Annotated in this window: 20 protein-coding genes and 1 riboswitch; of the genes, 7 read left to right on the top strand and 13 right to left on the bottom strand. The window is 62.8% G+C overall.

Annotated features, from left to right (window positions below):
• Window positions 1–58: 58 nt before the first annotated feature.
• From RQX22_RS01755 to RQX22_RS01765, 3 genes are all read left to right on the top strand, one after another.
• The gene (locus RQX22_RS01755; protein WP_315723512.1) at window positions 59–1,249 is read left to right on the top strand and encodes an acyl-CoA dehydrogenase; all 1,191 of its coding nucleotides are present in this window, start codon (window positions 59–61) and stop codon (window positions 1,247–1,249) included.
• A gap of 168 nt (window positions 1,250–1,417) precedes the next feature.
• Complete coding sequence (locus RQX22_RS01760) at window positions 1,418–1,981, top strand: LemA family protein (RefSeq protein WP_315723076.1); 564 nt, start codon at window positions 1,418–1,420, stop codon at window positions 1,979–1,981.
• Window positions 1,982–1,983: 2 nt separating this feature from the next.
• Complete coding sequence (locus RQX22_RS01765; RefSeq protein ID WP_315723078.1) at window positions 1,984–3,900, top strand: DUF2207 domain-containing protein; 1,917 nt, start codon at window positions 1,984–1,986, stop codon at window positions 3,898–3,900.
• Here RQX22_RS01765 and RQX22_RS01770 read toward each other — a convergent pair.
• Together RQX22_RS01770 and rpmE are read right to left on the bottom strand one after the other, a co-directional pair.
• A complete protein-coding gene (locus RQX22_RS01770; RefSeq protein ID WP_315723080.1) occupies window positions 3,859–4,419 on the bottom strand; it encodes a GNAT family N-acetyltransferase in 561 nt (186 codons plus the stop codon). The two genes, RQX22_RS01765 and RQX22_RS01770, sit on opposite strands and share 42 nt — an antisense overlap.
• Before the next feature lie 12 nt (window positions 4,420–4,431).
• The gene (rpmE, locus tag RQX22_RS01775) at window positions 4,432–4,662 is read right to left on the bottom strand and encodes a 50S ribosomal protein L31 (RefSeq protein WP_315723081.1); all 231 of its coding nucleotides are present in this window, start codon (window positions 4,660–4,662) and stop codon (window positions 4,432–4,434) included.
• Between the two features lie 103 nt (window positions 4,663–4,765).
• A riboswitch (cobalamin riboswitch) is annotated at window positions 4,766–4,933 on the top strand.
• Between the two features lie 92 nt (window positions 4,934–5,025).
• Between rpmE and RQX22_RS01780 the strand changes: the two genes are divergently transcribed.
• Genes RQX22_RS01780 through RQX22_RS01795 form a run of 4 tightly spaced genes read left to right on the top strand, consistent with a single transcriptional unit; the run spans window position 5,026 to window position 9,389 of the window.
• Entirely contained in the window at window positions 5,026–6,912 is a 1,887-nt protein-coding gene (locus RQX22_RS01780) for a TonB-dependent receptor plug domain-containing protein (RefSeq protein WP_315723083.1), read from the top strand.
• Complete coding sequence (locus tag RQX22_RS01785) at window positions 6,881–7,663, top strand: ABC transporter substrate-binding protein (RefSeq protein ID WP_315723085.1); 783 nt, start codon at window positions 6,881–6,883, stop codon at window positions 7,661–7,663. The genes RQX22_RS01780 and RQX22_RS01785 overlap by 32 nt, the downstream gene beginning before the upstream one ends.
• Window positions 7,660–8,628, top strand: a complete 969-nt coding sequence (locus RQX22_RS01790) for a FecCD family ABC transporter permease (RefSeq protein WP_315723087.1) — start codon at window positions 7,660–7,662, stop codon at window positions 8,626–8,628. The genes RQX22_RS01785 and RQX22_RS01790 overlap by 4 nt, the downstream gene beginning before the upstream one ends.
• Complete coding sequence (locus tag RQX22_RS01795) at window positions 8,625–9,389, top strand: ABC transporter ATP-binding protein (protein WP_315723089.1); 765 nt, start codon at window positions 8,625–8,627, stop codon at window positions 9,387–9,389. Before RQX22_RS01790 ends, RQX22_RS01795 begins: the two co-directional genes overlap by 4 nt.
• 22 nt (window positions 9,390–9,411) lie before the next feature.
• On the opposite strand, the gene fabZ is transcribed toward RQX22_RS01795, so the two are convergent.
• From fabZ to rpsB, 11 genes are all read right to left on the bottom strand, one after another.
• Entirely contained in the window at window positions 9,412–9,903 is a 492-nt protein-coding gene (fabZ, locus tag RQX22_RS01800; RefSeq protein ID WP_315723091.1) for a 3-hydroxyacyl-ACP dehydratase FabZ, read from the bottom strand.
• Window positions 9,900–10,517 carry an OmpH/Skp family outer membrane protein gene (locus tag RQX22_RS01805; protein ID WP_315723092.1) on the bottom strand — a complete coding sequence of 206 codons (618 nt, stop codon included), beginning with the start codon at window positions 10,515–10,517 and terminating at the stop codon, window positions 9,900–9,902. The genes fabZ and RQX22_RS01805 overlap by 4 nt, the downstream gene beginning before the upstream one ends.
• Window positions 10,517–13,216 (bottom strand): outer membrane protein assembly factor BamA, encoded by a 2,700-nt coding sequence (bamA, locus tag RQX22_RS01810; protein ID WP_410001579.1) that lies wholly within the window; start codon window positions 13,214–13,216, stop codon window positions 10,517–10,519. Before bamA ends, RQX22_RS01805 begins: the two co-directional genes overlap by 1 nt.
• A 77-nt stretch (window positions 13,217–13,293) precedes the next feature.
• A complete protein-coding gene (gene rseP / locus RQX22_RS01815) occupies window positions 13,294–14,427 on the bottom strand; it encodes an RIP metalloprotease RseP (RefSeq protein ID WP_315723516.1) in 1,134 nt (377 codons plus the stop codon).
• Window positions 14,427–15,596, bottom strand: a complete 1,170-nt coding sequence (locus RQX22_RS01820; protein ID WP_315723093.1) for a 1-deoxy-D-xylulose-5-phosphate reductoisomerase — start codon at window positions 15,594–15,596, stop codon at window positions 14,427–14,429. Before RQX22_RS01820 ends, rseP begins: the two co-directional genes overlap by 1 nt.
• Entirely contained in the window at window positions 15,593–16,477 is an 885-nt protein-coding gene (locus RQX22_RS01825) for a phosphatidate cytidylyltransferase (protein WP_315723095.1), read from the bottom strand. Before RQX22_RS01825 ends, RQX22_RS01820 begins: the two co-directional genes overlap by 4 nt.
• Window positions 16,474–17,229 carry an isoprenyl transferase gene (locus RQX22_RS01830; protein WP_315723097.1) on the bottom strand — a complete coding sequence of 252 codons (756 nt, stop codon included), beginning with the start codon at window positions 17,227–17,229 and terminating at the stop codon, window positions 16,474–16,476. Before RQX22_RS01830 ends, RQX22_RS01825 begins: the two co-directional genes overlap by 4 nt.
• Window positions 17,226–17,783, bottom strand: a complete 558-nt coding sequence (gene frr / locus RQX22_RS01835; RefSeq protein ID WP_315723099.1) for a ribosome recycling factor — start codon at window positions 17,781–17,783, stop codon at window positions 17,226–17,228. Before frr ends, RQX22_RS01830 begins: the two co-directional genes overlap by 4 nt.
• A 3-nt stretch (window positions 17,784–17,786) precedes the next feature.
• Complete coding sequence (gene pyrH, locus RQX22_RS01840) at window positions 17,787–18,509, bottom strand: UMP kinase (RefSeq protein WP_315723101.1); 723 nt, start codon at window positions 18,507–18,509, stop codon at window positions 17,787–17,789.
• Window positions 18,510–18,621: 112 nt separating this feature from the next.
• Window positions 18,622–19,548, bottom strand: coding sequence for a translation elongation factor Ts (gene tsf, locus RQX22_RS01845; RefSeq protein WP_315723103.1), 927 nt, complete (start codon window positions 19,546–19,548; stop codon window positions 18,622–18,624).
• Between the two features lie 84 nt (window positions 19,549–19,632).
• Window positions 19,633–20,391 (bottom strand): 30S ribosomal protein S2, encoded by a 759-nt coding sequence (rpsB, locus tag RQX22_RS01850; RefSeq protein WP_315723104.1) that lies wholly within the window; start codon window positions 20,389–20,391, stop codon window positions 19,633–19,635.
• Window positions 20,392–20,568 lie beyond the last annotated feature (177 nt).

Genomic DNA, 20,568 nt, shown 5'->3' on the forward strand with positions numbered 1-20,568 from the left:
CGACACTCCGCTAGGCGAAGCTTGCCGTGCAGTCAGGGCACCGACCAAGAGGAAGATGATGAGCGAAGCGAAGATGTTGCAGTTCGACTGGGCCGATCCGTTCGACCTTTCCGCCCAGCTTTCCGACGAAGAGCGCATGGTCCGCGATACAGCGGCGGCCTATGCGCAGGAGAAACTGCAGCCCCGCGTGACGAAAGCCTATCTTCAAGAGGATTTCGACCGGGACATCATCCACGAAATGGGCGCGCTCGGCTTGCTCGGCGCGACCATCCCAACCCAATATGGCGGCGCGGGCCTCAACTATGTCAGTTATGGCCTCGTCGCCCGCGAGGTCGAGCGAGTCGATTCCGGCTACCGGTCCGCCATGTCGGTACAATCGTCATTGGTGATGCATCCGATCCATGCCTATGGCACCGAGGAGCAGCGAAACAAGTACCTCCCCAAACTGGCCGCCGGCGAGTGGCTCGGCTGCTTCGGCCTCACCGAGCCCGACGCCGGATCCGATCCCGGGTCGATGCGGACTAGGGCGCAGAAGATCGATGGCGGTTATCGACTCTCCGGCGCCAAGATGTGGATCACCAATTCGCCGATGGCCGACATATTCGTCGTCTGGGCCAAATCGGACTCTCATGACGGCAAGATCAAGGGTTTCATCCTCGAAAAGGGAATGACCGGTCTGAGCGCACCGAAAATCAAGGAGAAGTTAAGCCTTCGCGCCTCGATTACCGGCGAGATCGTCATGGACAATGTCGAGGTTCCAGAGGAAAATCTCCTTCCCGATGTCAGCGGGCTGAAGGGGCCGTTCGGCTGTCTAAACCGGGCGCGCTACGGCATCGCCTGGGGTTCGATGGGTGCTGCGGAAGCGTGTTACGACGCTGCCCGTCGCTACACGCTCGAGCGCCAGCAGTTCGGCCGCCCGCTTGCCGCCACTCAACTCGTCCAGATGAAGCTCGCCAACATGATCACCGAGATCACGCTCGGCCTCCAGGCAGCGCTGCGCGTCGGCCGCCGCCTGGACGAGGGCGAGATGATCCCGGAAACGATCAGTCTCATCAAGCGCAACAATTGCGGCAAGGCCCTGGATATCGCCCGGATTGCCCGCGACATGCACGGCGGCAACGGCATCAGCGCCGAGTTCCATGTCATGCGCCATGCCGCCAATCTCGAGACCGTGAACACCTACGAAGGCACGCATGACGTCCACGGCCTGATCCTGGGCCGGGCCATCACGGGCATTCCCGCCTTCTGATCCGGGCTTAGCTTCAACCGGACGGCTTCGGTGTCGGCGCGCTGGCGCCGGTGACGGCAAGCATCAAGTCTCCCCTCCCCGGGCCTTTCGGTCGACGAGCACCCGGCGCATTTGATCGACTCGCCGCGGGCGTGGCCCTATGATCGCTTGCAACGGGAGGGGAGATCTATGGCTGGTTGGATCGCAATCGGTGTCCTGGTTCTGGTCGGGCTCTACGCCATCATAGTATATAATCGCCTGGTTCGCCTGCGCGCTTTGGTCAGGGAGGGCTGGAGCGGCATCACCGTTCAATTGCGGCGGCGGGCGGACCTGATTCCCAATCTGGTCAGCAGCGTCGAAGGCTATGCGACCCACGAGCGCGAGACGCTCAACGAGGTCACTGCCCATCGCACCGATCCGACCAAGGCACGCGGTGTCGAGGAGACGGCGATCGCCGATAATGCCTTCACGGCGATGCTTGGGCGCCTGATGGCGGTCGCCGAAGCTTATCCCGACCTCAAGGCTGACGATAATTTCCGCCAGCTCCAGGATGAGCTGTCAGAGATCGAGAGCGAATTGCAGGGAGCGCGGCGCTATTACAACGCCACGGTTCGCGACCTCAACACGCGCATTCAATCCTTTCCGGACGTGCTGATGGCCAGGCCCATGGGCTTTTCCGAAGAGCCCTTCTATGCGGATGACGATATTTCCATCCAGACCGCACCGGTGGTCCGGTTTGGGAACGGGGCCTGATCGTGCGTTGGCTGCTGGCGCTCCTGGCGGCGCTGGTGTTCATCGCGCCCGGCCCTGCCAATGCCGAGGAACGAATCCTTCACTTCTTGAGCGATGTGCAGGTCGAAGCGGATGGTGCGCTTTCCGTCACCGAAACCATCCGCGTGCGTGTCGAAGGCGTCGCCATAAAGCGCGGGATTTATCGCGACTTTCCGACCGATTATCGGGGTCCCGCCGGACGCCGGATGCGGGTGGGGTTCGACGTTTCCGAAGTGCGGCGAAATGGCCAGCCCGAGCCATGGAAGGCATCGCCTGAAGGAAATGGCGTGCGCATCCTCATTGGCGACGAGGATATATTCCTGCCCATCGGCGAGCATGAATATGTGATTCGCTACCGAACTACGCGACAACTCGGCTTCTTCCGGGATTATGACGAGCTCTATTGGAACGCGACCGGCAATGGCTGGATATTTCCCATCGACGTGGCCGAGGCACGGATCAGGCTGCCTCAGCCTGCCCCTTTCGGCCAACGCGCTTTCTATACCGGACCGCAAGGCGCTTCCGGCGACAATGCGAGAATCGTCGCTGAGCGGCCTGGCGACATCTGGTTCCGTACCACCGCACCGCTCGGTATTTATGAAGGTCTGACCGTCGCAGTCGCATGGCCGAAGGGAGTCGTTTCACCGCCCGGCCCATCGACCCGGTTCGGCTGGTGGCTGCAGGACAACGGGCCGCCTGCCGTTGCGCTGGTGGGATTGCTCGGCGTATTCGGCTTCTACTTTCACGCATGGCGCCGCGCCGGCCGCAATCCCAGGCCCGGGACGATCGTTCCCATCTTCTCACCACCGGAAGGCTTGTCGGCGGCGGCCGTCCGCTACATCAGGAAAATGGGTTCGGACAATCGCGCTTTCGCGGCAGCACTCGTGCAACTCGGCGTCCTCGGCAAACTACGCCTCGTTGAAGGCGAAAAGGGCTTCTTCACAGGAGCAAGGACGACGATCGAAAGAAAGGATAGCGATCAGGTCGTCCCATCCGCCGAAGCCGACATGATGACCAAATTGTTCGAAGGCGGCAATTCGGTGCTCATGGACGACAAGAATCATGCGACGTTCAGCGGGGCGCAAAATGCGCTTCGGGCCAGTCTCAAAAGGCAGTTCGAAGGCAGCCTGTTCGTCCGAAACTGGATGTGGGCGGTCTGGGGAACATTGGCTTTGTTCGTCGCGATCTGGCTGACGGCGGCGGCCGTGTTGTTGACGGCATCCCTTGGAATCGACTCGCTGATGGCGATCAGGCTCCCGCTGGCGGGGCTGGCCGCACTCGCCCTGGCCACATTCCTCTATCGGTGCTCGCGCAAGCCCGACTCGAAGCTGGGCCTGCCGGGTCAGATCGGCCTGGCCTTCATCGGCCTGATCGCGTTCGGCCTCGGATTTGCCACCATCGGCATGGCATTGGCGACCGGACGCGTGCTGCCGCTCCTGATACCGCTCGCCGCCTTGCCCGTTGTGATCTCCGCTTATTCGTGGATGGCCGCGCACACACGCGAGGGACGCGGCGTCCTGGATCGCATCGAAGGTTTCCGTCACTATCTGGCCATCACCGAGGAAGAGCGGCTCGAGACGCTGCACCCCCCGGAAAAAACGCCGGAACTATTCGAAAGATTCCTGCCTTACGCCATCGCGCTGGAGGTGGAGAACGAATGGGCTTCCCGCTTCACCCGCATTCTCGCCGCCGCCGCCGCTGCGGGAACGGCATCTACGTTCGGCTGGTATTCCGGCCATAGCAACCCATGGTCGGACACGGACAGCTTCGTCGATCGAGTGGGGTCGTCGCTGACCAGCACCATATCTTCCTCCTCGACCGCGCCGGGATCCAGCAGCGGATCGGGGGGCGGCGGATCGTCAGGGGGCGGGGGTGGCGGTGGTGGCGGCGGCGGCTGGTGACCGGGCGAAACGGCGGAAAATCAGGATCGGTGCGCCCTTGTACATCGCTTCCTCATACTGGCTGAAGCCGCTCCTCTTGGCCAAAGCGAGGGAGGCTTCATTGCCGGGGTCGATGATGGCGACAATGTCCCGCCCCGCCAGATGCGCATCCGCCCAGCGAAGGCCTGCCTCCACGGCCTCCCCCGCATAACCGTGACCATGCGCATGCCGCGCAACGACCCAGCCCATTTCAGGCAGAGTGTCGATCGAGGGGTTTATATCGCGCTTATAGTCGGCAAAGCCCACCTGACCGAGAACGGCGCCGTCCGACAATCGCTCAATCGCCCAATAGCCAAAGCCGAAGGTCGGCCAGCAACCGATCATGGCGAGCATTCGCCGCCATGTCTCTTCCCGGCTTTGCCTGACGCCGCCGAGAAATTGCATGATCGCTTCGTCGCCCAGCATGCTTGCCTGGGCGGCCAGATCCTCTTCGCGAAAGCAGCGAAGGCGCAGCCGTTCGGTCTCCAGGATGGGGACCATCCGGCAATCCGACTATTTCTTGCCGAGCGTCAGTCCGCCGAAGCGCTTGTTGAAGCGCGCAACCTGACCGCCCGTATCGAGCATCTTGCCCTGACCGCCCGTCCAGGCCGGGTGAGCCTTCGGATCGATGTCGAGCTGCAGCGTATCGCCTTCCTTGCCCCAGGTGGAGCGCGTCTCGAATACGGTGCCGTCGGTCATCTGCACCTTGATCATGTGATAATCGGGATGGGTATCGGTCTTCATGTCTTGATTTCCTGATATTGGCTGGTTCCGACCAGCCTGAGGAGAAACGAGCCGCGCCCTTAGCCATTGAACCGGTCATTGACAAGCCATGCTGCGCCGCGATAGCCACGCGCTCAGCGAAGGTGCCGCCCCTCAAAAGGCGGTGAAAAGGGAAGCCGGTTCGAAACCGGCGCTGTGCCCGCAACTGTAAGCGGCGAGCCCCTCCCCTCCAAGTGGGGAGACAAGGCCGTGACCCGCAAGCCAGGAGACCTGCCTTCGTGTCGTCCGCATCAGGCCGAGAGCAGCCTGCAATGCGTGGGATAGAAGGCCATTCGGCCTCCGGTTCCTCCGAGACGACAGCCATGTCGCTAAGGAGGTTTTTGAATGAATCCATTGATTTTCGTGGGCGTCGCCGCAGCGGCCGCCCAACAGCATTTGCCTGCATCGGACGATGCCGATGCCGTGATCGTGGTGACGGGCGCGCGCGAACCCGTCCTGGTCGACCAGGCGCCCGTTTCGGCCACCATATTCGATCGGCGGCAGCTCGAATCCCTGTCCTCGCCCGTCGCCAGCGATGTCCTGCGTCTCTCGCCGGGCGTGTCGGTATCCTCGACCGGGCCCAAGGGCACCCAGACCCAGATCCGCATCCGCGGCGCGGAGGCCAATCACAGCCTGCTGTTCGTGGACGGCATCCGCTTCAACGATCCGGCGGCCGGAGGCGAACCGCGGTTCGAGCTATTGACCACCGACTCATTGTCCCGGGTCGAGATTGTGCGAGGACCGCAATCGGCCTTGTGGGGTTCTGACGCACTGGGCGGCGTGATTGCGGTGGAAACGGCACGCGCCGATGCCGGCACCCGCTTCAGCGGACTAGGCGAATATGGCAGTCACGACAGCGTCCGCGCGTCGGCCCAATTTGCCCATCGTGCGGAACGTTTCGAACTGTCGGGCTCGGCCGGGTTGGTGCGGAGCGATGGCATCGACAGCTTCGGAAATGGCGGCGAGCGCGACGGCTTCGACAATCGGCAAGCCAGCTTGAAGGCGGTCTTCCACCCATCCCTGTCCGGCGAGATCGGCGTCGTCGGCCATTGGGTCGAAGGAAAGAGCCAATATGACGGCTTCGATCCGGTCACCTTCCAGCGTGCCGATACGCTGGACGCAACCGAGAATCGCATCTTCGCCATGCGGGGCTGGGGATCGTTCGATTGGAACGGCTGGTCGCTGTTGCTGGATGCCGACTATCTGGACAGCGTCAACCGCAACCGGCTCGGCGAAACGCCGCTCAACAGCACGTTCGGCCAGCGTTTCACCGCAGGCGGTCAGGTATCGCGCCAGCTCGGCGCGCATCGTTTCACCGCCGCTGTCGAACATGAACGCGAGGATTTCCGGGGCCGCGACCAGACTTATGGCGGCGCCACCGACCAGGATCGTTCACGGCACCTTACAGCCTTCATCGCTGCCTGGCGCGCGGATTGGGCAAAGGCGATCAGCACCGACGTCACCGTTCGTCATGATGATTTCAGCGCCTCGCCGGGTGCCACGACCCTGCGCGCCGCACTTCTCGTCCGCCCAACCAGCCAGTGGACGGTCCACGTGGCATATGGCGAAGGCGTGGCGCAGCCCACATTCTACGATCTCTACGGCTTCTTCCCGGGCTCGTTCATCGGCAACCCCGATCTGGTCTCGGAAAGCGCGCGCGGTTGGGAAGCGGGCGTCAGATGGCGGGGCAGCCAAGCTTCCCTGGGCGTAAGCGCCTTCACCAATCATCTCAGGAACGAAATCGTGGACACATTCGACTCCACGACCTTCCTGTCCAGCACGGCCAATGTGGACGGCAAGAGCCGCCGCCGCGGAATCGAGTTCGACGCGCAATATCGGCTGGCAGGGATCGGCGACCTCGCCGTCAATTACACATATCTCGACGCCGACGATCGCCAGGCGGTCGGAGGTGTCCAACTGCGCGAGGTGCGCAGGCCCAGGCATAGCGGGAATGTGGCGCTCACCGGCTCCTGGGGGGCCTTCGATTGGGGCGCGAGCCTCGCATATGTCGGCAAGCGCGCCGATACGGATTTCGATCTCTTCCCGGCTCGAAGAATAATCCTGGACGATTATGTGCTGGCTTCGCTGAAGCTGGGCTACAAACTGACGCGGGAGATAGAAGCTTATGCCCGTGTCGAAAATGCCTTCGACGACAAATATCGGGATGTGGTCGGATATAGCACGGCAGGACGGACTATCTATGCGGGCCTTCGTTTTCGCTTTGGCGAGTAGCTTTCTTTTCGCGACGACAGCCGGGGCGACGCCGAAACGCGTCGCCTCGCTTAACCTGTGCACGGACGAGCTTTTGATCATGCTCGGCGCGCCTGGCCAAATCGCATCCGTCACGCATCTCGCCCATAAGCCCGCGGAGACGCCCCTGTGGAAGCAGGGCCGGCGCTATCGAAAGAATGACGGCAGCCTGGTCTCAGTCGCGGCCCTGCGGCCAGACCTGGTGCTGACCATGGGCGGCGGTGCGCGCGACCGGATGGGCATAGCGAAGCGGCTCGGCATCCCGACGCTCGACCTCCCCTTCCCCCAGACGATCGGAGATGTGAGGGACAGTGTCATGAAAGTCGCCCGTGCACTCGGCCGGGAAACCAGGGGAGAAAGGATCGTCGCTCGCATGGACGCCCTGAGACGCTCCGCGCCCCTCCAGACCGCCGACACGATCTGGCTGGGCGGCGGCGGGCGCAGCGTCGCCCCATCCGGCCTCGCCGCGCAATGGATGGAACTGGCCGGCTTTCACCAACGGCCGCTCAGCGGCGATCGGGTGTCGCTGGAGCAGCTGCTGGTAAAGCCACCAGCTATTCTCCTGCGCAGCGACTATCGCAGCGGACAATATTCCGGTGAACAAAGATGGCTGTCACACCCGCTCGCGAGCGGAACCCGACGCTCCCGGACAATCCGGACCGACGGCCGGGCGTGGACCTGCATGGGCCCGCTCATGATCGACGAGGTTCGAAGGTTGCGGGCCAGCCGATGAACAAGAGCCATTTCCTAGCCCTTGCCGGACTGACGACGGCGATGTTCCTCCTGTCGCTCCTGGCGCCGTGGCAGGCGCTGCTGGACCTGGCGGGACAGGATCGACCGCTGGCGCTTTCCGTTCTGGCCGAACTTCGTCTGCCCCGTGCCGTGCTGGCACTGGTCTATGGCGCCATGCTCGGCGCTTCGGGCGCGGCCATCCAGGCCTTGTTCGCCAATCCGCTGGCATCGCCCGATCTCACTGGGACCACCAGCGGTGCGGCCCTGGGCGCGGTGGTCACCGCCTATATTTTCGGCTTCGCGGCGCCGATCGCCCTGTCCCTCGGCGCGGTGGCGGGGGCGCTGGGAACCCTCCTGCTTCTGTTGGCGCTGGCCGGGCCGCGCGCGGAAACGGCGACCTTGCTCCTCTCGGGTCTGGCGATCAGCGCGCTCGCCGGCGCATTGACCACCCTGGCCCTTGCTTTGGCCCCTTCCCCCTTCGCCTTTTACGACGCCTATGACTGGCTGATGGGGTCATTGCTCGATCGCAGCCTCACCCAGGCTGCTTTTGCAGCCATACCGGCCCTGATCACCATCTTCCTGCTGCTCCGGCTGAGCGGTGCCTATGATGCCTTGGCCCTCGGAGAGGAGGTCGCCCAGTCCTTTGGTCACGATATCGGTCGAATCAGGCTTTGGACCGTGTGTCTGACAGCGATCGGCGTCGGCTGCTGCGTAGCGATCTGCGGGGCAATCGGATTCATCGGCTTGGTCGCACCTATCTTCGCACGGCGCCTGACAGGCGGCCATCCGGGACGCGCGATCCTGCCCGCCAGCCTGATCGGCGGTTTGCTCCTGCTCGCGGCCGACCTGATCGTCCGGGCCGCGCCCTTGGGCCGAACCTTGCCGATCGGCGTCGTCACCGCATTGCTGGGCGCACCTTTCTTCCTCTGGCTGGTCGGCCATATGCGGTGGCGGCTGGCGCGATGACATATTCCCTTATCGCCGAAGCCGTCGCGCTTCCAAATCGGCTGATGCCGACCGACCTCGCCTTGGAATCCGGCGCGCTGGTCTGCCTGATCGGTCCCAATGGCAGCGGCAAGACCAGCCTGCTTCATGCGCTGGCCGGTATAGGCCAGCCTACCGGAAGCGTCACGATCGAGGGCGAGGTCCTGAACAGGCTCCATCCCGACGAACGGCGGCGCCTCTTCGCCTTCCTTCCGGCGTCACGCGATGCGAACTGGCCATTGTCGGTTGCACATGTCGCGGCCCTGGGTCTGCCGTCCGGCGCAGCCCCGGACGCAGTGGACAAGGTACTGGACCAGCTTGGCCTTGCGGACCTGGCCACGCGCCGGATCGACCATTTGTCCACCGGAGAACGGAGCCGGGTCCTTATCGCCCGCGCCCTGGTCGCAAATCCGAAGCTACTCCTGCTCGACGAGCCTGTCGCCAATCTCGATCCCTTGTGGCAACTTCGGCTGATGGACCATCTCCGGCGGCTTGCGCACGAGGAAAAGCGGGCGATCCTGCTCGCAGTCCACGATCTCGACCTTGCCGGACTTTATGCCGATCGCCTGATCATCATGAACAACCGGCAGATCGCCGCCGACGGCGATCCCGCCACGTTGCTGGCGGGATCGCATATGCCTGCGATCTTCGGCATAGAGAGAAAGGATGGAAGCTGGCGTCCCTTCGCGGGGGAAGCGCCAACGCCGTCGATCGGCCGTTCAGGTCGATTTCAAGCCGGATGAGACGGTCCGGTTCGACGCGGGTTCAGACCGGCGGCGGATCGGCGATCATTGCTGTGAAGTTCGCTTCGGCGGCGAGTTTTCCGTCCACCATCGCCCGTCCCGCGAACTTGCAGACACTCGACCGCTTCTGGACGAACGATACCTCCAGGCGAAGCAGGACTCCTGGCTCGACCGGGGCGCGGAACTTCGCACCCTCGATCGCCATGAAGTAAACGAGCTTACCGGACCCGGAAAGGCCGAGCGACTCCACCGCCAATATCCCCGCCGCCTGGGCAAGCGCCTCGACGATCAGCACGCCCGGCATGATCGGCCGGCCGGGGAAATGGCCGTTGAAATAATCCTCGTTGATCGAGACCGCCTTGATGGCGACGATCGATTCATCGACGACAAGCTCCTCGACACGGTCGACAAGGAGCATGGGATAGCGATGCGGAAGCGCCGCCATCACCTTCTTGACGTCCAGTGGACCCCGCTTCGTGCCGGAATCGGCGCCGCTGCCGGTTTCGGAGCTCACCGACCCGGAGGTTGCTGCTGCGGTGCCGCCGCAGCCGGGGCAGGCGCATTGACGTTGATCGTGGTCAGCTGCTGATTGAGCGCCGCAAGCACATCGTTGGTGACGTCGATGGCGGGAGCGATGGCAAGCGTATCCCCGCGATCGATTGCGAGATTGGCGCCGCGCCTCTGCATGACCTGGACGATGACCGGATTCAGCTTCTCGTTGATCTGTTGCAGAACGAATGCCTGGTTACGCCGAAGCGCCTGCTCACGACCCTGCAATTCCTGATTGGCCGTATTCTGGCGGGTCTGCAGTGCAGCCATACGCTGTTGCAGCGCGGTCTCGGCCGTGGTGCGGGCCTGCCCCTGCTGCGCCTGGGCGGCCTGCGCCGCCTGCTGGATCGACTGCATCTCGGTCTGGATCGGCTGGCCGAGCTGCTGGGCCCGCTGCTGCAACTGCGTCACCTGCGTCTGCAGCTGTGCCTGCGCCGTCTTGCAGACGGTGCATTCGCCATAGATGCGCTGGGTATCGACCACCACGACCTTGGCCGGATCCGCCTGCTGGGCCGAAGCCGCGGCGGGAAGGCCGACGGAAAGCGCGGCCACGGCCGCGCCAATTGCATATTTGTTCATCAGAAAGCAGTCCCTACGTTGAATGTGAGAAGTTTGGTATCGTCACCCTCTGCCTTGATAAGCGCCTTGGCTATATCGATCCTGAACGGACCGAAGGGTGAATTCCAGTTTATGCCGAAACCGATGGAGACGCGCGGCTTCGGCGTATCGCCCAGGAAGACTTCCTTGAACGGCCCGGTGATCGCCTGCGTGAGGATCGATTGGCCCGCCGGGCAGGACGCGCCTGCGGGGATGGGCGTGTTGACGGGCGTCTCGCCCCCAGTGGTGCACAGGCGCAGACCGTCGCTGTTGAGCGCCGGGCGGAACAGACCTGGATCGCCTGGCTTCAAATCCTGCAGGACGGGATTCTTCACCCCGAATACCGCGCCGACATCTATGAAGGCCGACGGCCGGAGGCCGAATTCCCTGATCCCGGCACTGAGTGGAATTTCAAGCTCGATCCTGCCCAGATAATAAGCCCGCCCGCCCAAGGCATCGTCCGTGATGTTCTTCCGGTCCGTCACCAAGGTGCCGTCGTCATTGTACGGAATGCGCTGAATCCGGGGCCCGACGCCGCGAATGTCGAAGCCGCGCATCTGCGGTTCACCCAGGAAGAAGCGATCGATCAGCCGGACCGGATCGACGCCTGGCCCCGTGGAATCGTCGAAGCTGTGAATATAGCCCGCCTCGGCGGATGCCGAAAAGACGAACCCGCCGCCAAGGCCCCAATATTTGGCGCCGTTGATGCGGGTTCGGAGATAATGGACATCCCCGCCCAGGCCGGCAAAGTCCTGACTGAGGGTCAACCTTTCGCCCGCGGTAGGACGCAAGGAATTGTTCAGCGTGCTGAAGGCGAGCGAATAGCCGATCGAGGAATTCAGCCGTTCACCGAGCGCGTCGCAAAGATAGCGCCCCGCCAGCAGCGGATCGCAGGTGAAAATTCCGTCACCTTCGGGATCGGAGAAGAAGGTGTTCCGATTGAGGGACACTTCCTCGAGATTGAGGCTGTAGCGGCCTTGGAGCGACAGATATTCGGTCAGCGGCACGCCCATCCGGATTTGGCCGCCGGTCGTCACCTGCTGGTAGGTGGTGTTGCGCTCATCTCCGTTGATATAGTTGAAGCTGTTGTAATCGCGCCGATAAATGTCAGCCCCCACCGCAATGTTGCGGTCGAAGACATAAGGGTCGGTAAAGCCCAATTCGATCGATTTGGAATAGCTGGAATAATTGACGCCAGCACGGAGCGTCTGGCCCTTCCCCATGAAGTTGCGCTGGGCAATCGACAGGTTGATCAGGAATCGCTCAAGGCTCGAGAAACCGGCCGAAAGCTGAAGCTCACCGGTCGCCTTTTCCTCGACATCTACGGCCAGAATGACCCGGTCGGCGGCAGATCCCTGCGTCTGCTCGATCTCGAGATTGTCCTGGAAGAAGCCCAGCGACTGGATACGGTCGCGCGAGCGTTTGACCCGGACGCTGTTGAACGGATCGCCTTCGGCCAGACGGAATTCTCGCCGAATGACCTTGTCGCGCGTCGACGTATTGCCGTTGATGTCGATCCTTTCGACATAGACGCGCGGAGTTTCGGCCACCTGGAAGGTGACCGACATGGTCTTGTTTTCCTTGTCGCGGTCGAAGTTCGGCTGGACGTCGGCGAAGGCATAGCCGAACAGGCCCGCGCTCTCGTTCAGGAGCGTGACCGTATCTTCGATCTGCTTGGCATTGTACCAGTCGCCGGATTTCATCGGCAGGAGCCGATTGAGGTCTTCGCTGCGAAAATCGCGAATGGCGCTTTCCACTTTCACATCGGCGAATTTGTAGCGATCGCCTTCCTCCACCACATAAGTGATGATGAAGTCCCGGCGATCGGGCGTCAGTTCCGCGACGGCGGAGACGACCCGGAAATCGGCATAACCCTCGGTGAGATAGAATTGCCGGAGCTTCTGCTGGTCGAAGGCAAGCCGATCCGGATCATAGATGTTGCCCGATCCGAGGAAACTCAACAGGCCCGTCCGCTTGGTCACCATCTCTCCGCGAAGCTCGCCGTCGGAGAATTCCTCGTTGCCGATGATGTTGATCTGACGGATCTTGGATTTGGGGCCTTCGCTTATCTCGAAGACCACATCGACGCGATTTTGATCGAGTTGGACGATCTTGGGTTCCACCGACGCAGCGAACCGGCCCTGACGGCGATAGAGCTCGATGATACGGGCGACGTCGGCGCGCGCCTTGGTGCGGGTGAAGATCTGCCGCGGCGCGAGCCTGATCTCCGGATTGATCTTGTCGTCCTTGATACGCTTGTTACCCTCCAGGACGATCCGGTTGATGACCGGATTCTCGCGGACCTGGATGATGAGATTGCCGGTATCCCCGCCCAGAATCTGGACGTCGGCGAACAATTCGGTGGCGTAGAGATCCCTCAGCGCCTCGTCGAGCTGCTCCTTCGTATAGGGCTCGCCGACGCGAAGCTTCATATAGGAGATGACGGTTTCCGGCTCGAGCCGCTGGTTGCCGGCGACGTTCAGCGAAAGAACGGTGCCGCTCCAGGGTTGCTGGACCGGTGGCGCCGGCGTCTCGACCGGCACTGGCGAAGGCGCGGCCGGCGCCTCCTGGGCAGGCTGGTCCTGCGCCACGGCCGGGACGGCATAACCGCCCAGAACCGTTCCGGTCAGCAACACTGCGCATAGCCGACGACGTTTGGAAAATGCTTTGATCGCTGTCACGCGTCCCGCCCTTTAAGCTGCGACCGGCGCACGCTGCCGGCCGGGTTCCCTGCAAGTGCAGCCCTGCCCGAACATGGTCAACCGATCAAGCCGCCAAGCTTTGACCACAGACCAAAAGACGCCAAGTCGTTCAGAGTCACGAAAATCATCAAGGTGAGGAGAGCGGCGATGCCGGTCCGAAACGCCCATTCCTGTGCCTCGGGCGCGAGTGGTTTACGGCGCACCGCCTCGATCATGTAGAAGAACAAATGGCCGCCATCGAGAAGCGGGATTGGCAAGAGGTTGATGAATCCCAGATTAATCGAGATGATGGCCATGAACCAGATGAGGGCTTCCAGGCCGAGGCTCGCCTGCTGTCCGGAATATTGGGCGATCTTCAAAGGCCCGCCCAGTTCCTTCACCGATCGGCGGCCGGTGATGATCTGACCGATCCCCTCGATGCTCATCGTGACGATGTCGACCGTCTGGCGTACAGCCAGCCCTACCACTGCGGTCGCCGGAACCGGCTCGATCACCGACCCGGCAGGCGTCACACCGAGCAGCCCCTTGCGGAATTCGTTGCCGAACCGGTCGCGCTCCACCCTTGTCTGGGGAACCGCAACCACTTCGATCCGACGCCCCTCGCGTTCCGCCTCGATCCGCAGCGGCTGCTCCGGCCGCAGGCTGACGATCATGGCAATGTCCTCGAACCTGTCCACCGTCTTGCCGGAAATGCTGAGAATCCTGTCGCCGGCTCGCAAACCGGCTTGCGCGGCGGCGGAAGCGGAGACGACCCCAGCGATCACTGGCGGCGTCTGCTGCTGCCCGTAGGTCAGAAGAAAGCCTGAAAAAATAATGATCGCAAAAAGGAAATTGGTGACAGGGCCAGCGGCGACGATCAGAAAGCGTTGCCAGACAGGCTTCCCCTGGAACATCCGTGCCCGCTCCTCGGCCGGCATGGACAACCATTCCTTGCTGGGCTGGCTGGCGGGTCCCATGTCGCCCGCGAATTTGACATAGCCGCCCAATGGCAGCCAGCCGATCTTCCATCGGGTGCCCCGGCGATCCGTCCAGCCGGTGATTTCGCGCCCGAAGCCGATCGAGAAGGCATCCGCCTTCACGCCGAACCACCGGCCCACGAAATAGTGACCGAGCTCGTGGACGAAGACCAGCGGTCCGATCACGACCAGGAAGCTCAGGACCGTCCAGAAAAAGCCGGGATTTTCCTCGATCAATGTTTCAACCTCTCAACCATGCGGGCTGCCACCGCGCGAGCGTCACGGTCCACGTCCAGGACCTCTTCGATCGTCGCGGGTGCCACAGCGTCATAGCATTGCAGGGTTTCGCCCGCGATTGAAGCAATATCGAGGAATCCGATGCGTCCGTCCAGAAAAGAGGCAACCGCTACCTCATTGGCAGCATTGAGAATTGCCGGCTTGGCGCCACCTTCGCGCAACGCTTCCTTCGCCAGGCCGAGCGCAGGAAACCGATCGAGGTCCGGCGGCTCGAAATCCAGCGACCCTATTTTCGCGAGATCGAGCCGCTCGCACGGCGTGGCCATGCGCTCCGGCCAGGCCAGGGCATAAGCGATCGGTATGCGCATGTCGGGCGCGCCGAGCTGGGCCAGGACGGATCCGTCCCGATATTCGACCAGACTGTGGATCACGGATTGGGGATGTACGACGATTTCGAAGGCGTCGTGGGCAAGTGGGAACAGGTGAAAGGCCTCGATCAGTTCCAGGCCCTTGTTCATCAAAGTTGCGCTGTCGACTGAGATTTTTGCGCCCATCGACCAGTTAGGGTGGGCCACGGCCTCCGCTGGAGTGGCCACGCGCATTTCCTCGATACTGCGGTTGCGGAACGGACCGCCGCTCGCCGTCAGGATGATCCGCCGCACAGCGCCGGGATTGGCATGGTCGAAGCATTGGAAGATCGCATTATGCTCGGAATCGACGGGAAGCAGCGTCGCGCCATTATCCTTCGCGACTTTTGTCATGATCCCGCCCGCCGAAACGAGTGCTTCCTTGTTGGCGAGCGCCACCGTGCCCCCCTTGCGCAGCGCAGCCATGGTCGGCGCCAGGCCCGCCGTCCCCACGATCGCAGCCATCGTCCAGTCCGCGCCCGCGCCCGCCGCATCCAGGATCGCGGCCTCGCCAGCGGCGGCTTCGATGCCGCTGCCGGACAATGCGGAGCGAAGATCGGCATAGGCCGCCAGATCGGCGACGACGGCGTGCCGTGCGCCGACCCGTTTCGCGGCCTCGGCAAGCCCGGCAGCGTCTCGCCAGGCTGTCAGGGCCACGACATCGAATCTGTCTCTCTCCCGCTCCACCAGATCCAGGGTCGACTTACCGACGGAACCTGTCGCGCCGAGTATGGAGACGCTGCGAGCGCCTTTGCTCATCCGGTCCACAAGCCCGCCGCGAGCAACAGGAACGTGAGAAGGATGACAGGCAGCAGCCCGTCGAGCCGGTCGAGCGCACCGCCATGGCCGGGCAAGATGGTGCCGCTATCCTTCACGCCGGCACGACGCTTGAGCCAGCTTTCGTAAAGATCACCGCCTTGGGCCGCCGCACCCATCGCCGCTCCCAGATAGGAAAAGGGTGCGCCCAACTGGAGGAAGGACGAAGCAGCATATCCGCACAGGCCGGCGCCCAGCATCCCACCTGCCAATCCAGCCCAGGTTTTGTTAGGGCTGAGCCGGGGTGCCAGCTTGGGCCCGCCGATCGATCGTCCGGCGAAATAGGCGCATATGTCCGTCGCCCAGGTGACGATCATCACCCAGAAAACGATGCCGAACCAGGTCCAGTGAAGGACGAGCAAGGCGAAGGACGGCAGGGCAACGTAAAGAAAGCCGCCCGCCATGGTGGTACGGCGCGCGGCAAGGCCGAGAATCAGGGCCGCGCCGACGATGATCGCGGCGCCGATCCAGGCGGCACCGAAAGCGGCGACGTCGACCACTGGAACCCATGTTCCGCCGACATTGCCGACATCCATCTGGGCACCGGGATAAAATAGCTCGGTGATGCCAAGCAGCAGCACGAACAGGAGCGTACATCCGCCATAAGCCCAGGACCGCGCCACGCGGTGCATGTCTGCCCATTCCACCAGCATCACGGCGGCTGCAAGGAAGACCAGCAAGCGGAACGGCCATACTCCCAGGACACCATCGCTCCAGATCGCCGGCGCGTAGATGGCGGCGCTGGCGACCGCGATCATCGCCACACCCATCGCGAAGCGCGTTGGCAGATCCGATTTCGGAATGGGTTGCTCGGCTTCGCTCATCGCCCGCCGAACCTGCGTTCGCGCGCGCCGTAGGCGGCAAGCGCCGCACGAAAGGCGTCGCCGTCGAAATCCGGCCAAAGCGTGTCCGTGAACAGCAACTCGGAATAAGCCGATTGCCACAGGAGGAAATTGGAGAGCCTGTGTTCGCCAGAGGTCCGGATCAGCAGGTCGAGCGGCGGCAGGTCCCTGGTATCGAGCTCGGCCTCGATCTCCGCTTCGCCGATGGTGTCCGGCGAAAGCTGACCAGCCTCGACCTTGCGGGCCAGGCTCCGAACGGCATGGACGATTTCCCGCTGCGCGCCATAGTTGAGGGCGACGGCCAGGGTCATGCGCTGGTTGGAAGCGGTCTTATCGACCGCTTTATCGATCAGCCGGGCGACGTCGGATTTGAAGGCGCTATGATCGCCGATGATCTTGATCCGGACGCCTTCGGCGTGGAGCGCATCCAATTCCCGGCTTATATAGAGGCTGAGAAGGCCCATGAGATCGTTGATCTCGTCTTGCGGTCGCCGCCAATTTTCCGATGAGAAGGCGTAGAGAGTCAGGCATTCGACGCCGGCAGTGCCAGCGGCGCGCAGCACCTTGCGCGCTGCCTCTGCCCCTTGCTTGTGGCCCGCCACACGCGGCAGACCGCGCGCTTTCGCCCAGCGGCCGTTGCCGTCCATGATGATCGCGACGTGGCGGGGAATATTGCCCCCTTCCGCGCCACCGTTTTCCGGCCGCGGCGCCGCGCTGGCCGGCACCGAATTCATTGCTGAAGGATTTCCTTTTCCTTTGCCCCTGCAGCGGCGTCGATCTCGGCGATAATATCGTCGGTAAGCTTCTGCACTTCTTGCGAGAGCTTCTTATGCTCATCCTCACTGATCTCATGCTTCTTTTCGTCCAGCTTGAGCGCGTCCATGCCGTCACGGCGGACGTTACGGACGGCGATGCGCGCCTTTTCGGCATATTGGCCGGCAAGCTTGGCCAGTTCCTTGCGCCGCTCCTCGGTCAGGTCGGGAATGGGCAAACGGACATGCTGGCCGTCCGTCACAGGATTGAGCCCGAGGCCCGCGGATCTGATCGCCTTTTCGACCGGACCGATGTTCGACCGGTCCCACACCTGAACCGACAGCATTCTTGGTTCAGGCGCTGAAACCGTCGCCACCTGATTGAGCGGCATGTTCGCGCCATAGACCTCGACGGTCACCGGATCGAGCAGACTGGTCGACGCACGTCCCGTTCGCAGGCCGCCCAGATCGTGCTTCAAAGATTCCACGGCCCCGTTCATCCTGCGTTGCAGATCGGCCTTGTCATAGGCTGGCATCGCTCACTCCTCTGTCTGGACGATCGTCGCGGTGCCTTCACCCTTCAGCACCCGGGCGAGATTTCCCTGTTCCCGGATGTTGAACACGACGATCGGTATGTTGTTGTCGCGGCACAAGGCCACGGCGCTTGCGTCCATCACCTTCAAATCATCGGCCAGCACGCGGCTGAAGGGAAGGCTTTCATAACGTCTCGCGTTTTTCACCTTCTTGGGATCTGCATCATAGACGCCATCGACGCTGGTTCCCTTGAACAAGGCGTCGCAGCCCATCTCAGCGGCCCGCAGCGCAGCCGCCGTATCGGTGGTAAAGAACGGATTGCCGGTGCCGGCAGCAAAGATCACTACCCTGCCCTTCTCCATGTGCCGCATCGCGCGCCGGCGGATATAAGGTTCCGAAACGGTCGCCATGGGTATCGCGGAGAGAACGCGCGTGTCGATGCCGATATTCTCGAGCGCATTCTGCATCGCCAGCGCGTTCATCACCGTCGCGAGCATGCCCATATAATCTGCGCTGGTGCGATCGAAGCCCTTCGCCGCGGCTGCCAGGCCGCGAAAGATGTTGCCGCCCCCGACCACCAGGCAAAGCTCATGCCCTGCCTCCTTGGCCTCGGCGATCTCGCGGGCGAGCCGTGCCGTCGTCTCGGGATCGATGCCGAAGGCTTCCTCGCCCATCAGGGCTTCGCCGGACAGCTTCAGGAGAATGCGGTTGAAGCGCGGACGCGGCATTATATCCTTGGAATCCGATCTTTGGGGGCTGGAGGGTGGCGCACCTTAATCAGGACGCACCACCCTGCCAAGCCGTCAGAAATCGCACTTCTCGTTCAGAGGCGAGAGCGGACTAGGCTTGCCCTGCCGCGGCTGCGACTTCGGCCGCGAAATCGCTTTCCTTCTTCTCGATCCCTTCGCCGAGCTGGAAACGGACATAGGATTTCAGCGCGATCGCCGCGCCGGCCTTCTTGGCCTCCGCGCCGACCACGTCCTCGACCTTGGTCTTGTTGTCCATGACGAAGAGCTGCGACAGGAGCGCATTCTCCTTGCGGAACTTGGTGATAGCGCCGTCGACCATCTTGGCGACGATATCGGCGGGCTTGCCTGATTCGCTGGCCTTCTCCGACGCAATGGCGCGTTCGCGCTCGACCAGGGCCGGATCCAGCCCATCGCCACTCAGGGCCAGCGGATTGGCAGCGGCGATGTGCATGGCGAGCTGTTTGCCGAGCGTCTCGAGTACGGCCTTGTCTCCCTGGCTCTCCAGCGCGACCAGCACGCCGATCTTGCCCAGGCCGGGCGCCGCGGCATTGTGGACGTAGGAGACGACAACGCCGTTATCGACTTCAAGCACAGACGCACGGCGAAGCGACTGATTCTCGCCGATCGTCGCGATGTTGGAAGTGAGCTTCTCCTCCACCGTGCCTCCGGCCGGCCAGTTCGCTGCCAAAAGGCCTTCCACCGTATCGCTGGCGCTCAGAGCCAGTTCGGCCACGGTGCGGACGAATTCCTGGAACTGCTCGTTCTTGGCGACGAAATCGGTTTCGGAATTGACCTCGACGACAGCGCCGCGATTGCCCTCGACGGCGACGCCGACCAGGCCCTCGGCGGCCGTGCGCCCGGCCTTCTTCGCCGCTGCCGCAAGGCCCTTGGTCCGAAGCCAATCGATCGCGGCTTCCATGTCGCCGCCCACTTCGCCCAGCGCCTTCTTGCAATCCATCATGCCGGCGCCGGTGCGCTCGCGCAATTCCTTCACATTCGCGGCCGTGATCTCCGCCATGCTTCTCTTCCTTCTGTAAACTTAAAAGTCCTGCCGGCTGATGCCGGCTTCGTCGCAGGACAAAGCCGGCATCAGGGCCGAAAATCAGGCGTCGGCCAGCGCCGCTTCCGCCGGCGGCTCAGCCATCGATCCGATATCCTCGCCCCGGGCGGCTGCACCGCCCTGCTTGCCGGCAAGCGCGGCATCGGCGATCGCATCGCAATAAAGACGGATAGCGCGGCTCGCATCGTCATTGCCCGGCACCGGGAAAGCGATACCCTGCGGGCTGCTGTTCGAATCGAGGATCGCGACGACAGGGATGCCAAGTACATTGGCTTCCTTGATGGCCAATTCTTCCTTGTTGGCGTCCACGACGAAGATGATGTCGGGGAGCCCGCCCATGTCGCGAATACCACCCAGCGAAAGCTCCAGCTTGTCACGCTCGCGGGTGAGCTGCAGCACTTCCTTCTTGGTGAGGCCGGCCGTGTCGCCCGACAATTGCTCCTCAAGCGACTTGAAACGCTTGATCGAATTCGAGATCGTCTTCCAGTTGGTGAGCATGCCGCCCAGCCAGCGATGATTGACGAAATGCTGGCCCGAGCGGCGTGCGGCTTCCGCGATCGGATCCTGCGCCTGGCGCTTGGTGCCGACGAACAATACCTTGCCGCCCGAAGCGGCCGCCTGGCGGACGAAATCGAGCGCGCGGGCGAAAAGCGGAACCGTCTGGCTGAGATCGATGATATGGACGCCGTTCCGTTCGCCGAACAGATAAGGCTTCATCTTCGGATTCCAGCGATGGGTCTGGTGGCCGAAATGCGCTCCGGCCTCAAGCAATTGCTGCATGGAAACGTCCGTGGACGCCATGGTCTTTCTCCTTCCGGTTATACCTCTGCGCGACCGAGAAGCTGGGACCCCGAAGGGCCGGCCAGCCACCGGTTATGATGGCCACGCATGTGGAATGAGCGGCCGCTTAGACGCCACCCCGCCGAAAATCAAGCATTGACATATGGAACATAACGTGAACATATTGTCCATCGAGAC

Source organism: Sphingosinicella rhizophila (assembly GCF_032378825.1).
GTDB classification, from domain to species: Bacteria; Pseudomonadota; Alphaproteobacteria; order Sphingomonadales; family Sphingomonadaceae; genus Allosphingosinicella; species Allosphingosinicella rhizophila.

Coding starts and splice junctions, on each gene's coding strand:
- RQX22_RS01755 (WP_315723512.1), top strand. CDS start 59: ATGAGCGAAGCGAAGATGTTGCAGTTCGACTGGGCCGATCCGTTCGAC.
- RQX22_RS01760 (WP_315723076.1), top strand. CDS start 1,418: ATGGCTGGTTGGATCGCAATCGGTGTCCTGGTTCTGGTCGGGCTCTAC.
- RQX22_RS01770 (WP_315723080.1), bottom strand. CDS start 4,419: ATGGTCCCCATCCTGGAGACCGAACGGCTGCGCCTTCGCTGCTTTCGC.
- rpmE (WP_315723081.1), bottom strand. CDS start 4,662: ATGAAGACCGATACCCATCCCGATTATCACATGATCAAGGTGCAGATG.
- RQX22_RS01780 (WP_315723083.1), top strand. CDS start 5,026: ATGAATCCATTGATTTTCGTGGGCGTCGCCGCAGCGGCCGCCCAACAG.
- RQX22_RS01785 (WP_315723085.1), top strand. CDS start 6,881: ATGCGGGCCTTCGTTTTCGCTTTGGCGAGTAGCTTTCTTTTCGCGACG.
- RQX22_RS01790 (WP_315723087.1), top strand. CDS start 7,660: ATGAACAAGAGCCATTTCCTAGCCCTTGCCGGACTGACGACGGCGATG.
- RQX22_RS01795 (WP_315723089.1), top strand. CDS start 8,625: ATGACATATTCCCTTATCGCCGAAGCCGTCGCGCTTCCAAATCGGCTG.
- RQX22_RS01805 (WP_315723092.1), bottom strand. CDS start 10,517: ATGAACAAATATGCAATTGGCGCGGCCGTGGCCGCGCTTTCCGTCGGC.
- RQX22_RS01820 (WP_315723093.1), bottom strand. CDS start 15,596: ATGAGCAAAGGCGCTCGCAGCGTCTCCATACTCGGCGCGACAGGTTCC.
- RQX22_RS01825 (WP_315723095.1), bottom strand. CDS start 16,477: ATGAGCGAAGCCGAGCAACCCATTCCGAAATCGGATCTGCCAACGCGC.
- RQX22_RS01830 (WP_315723097.1), bottom strand. CDS start 17,229: ATGAATTCGGTGCCGGCCAGCGCGGCGCCGCGGCCGGAAAACGGTGGC.
- frr (WP_315723099.1), bottom strand. CDS start 17,783: ATGCCAGCCTATGACAAGGCCGATCTGCAACGCAGGATGAACGGGGCC.
- pyrH (WP_315723101.1), bottom strand. CDS start 18,509: ATGCCGCGTCCGCGCTTCAACCGCATTCTCCTGAAGCTGTCCGGCGAA.
- tsf (WP_315723103.1), bottom strand. CDS start 19,548: ATGGCGGAGATCACGGCCGCGAATGTGAAGGAATTGCGCGAGCGCACC.
- rpsB (WP_315723104.1), bottom strand. CDS start 20,391: ATGGCGTCCACGGACGTTTCCATGCAGCAATTGCTTGAGGCCGGAGCG.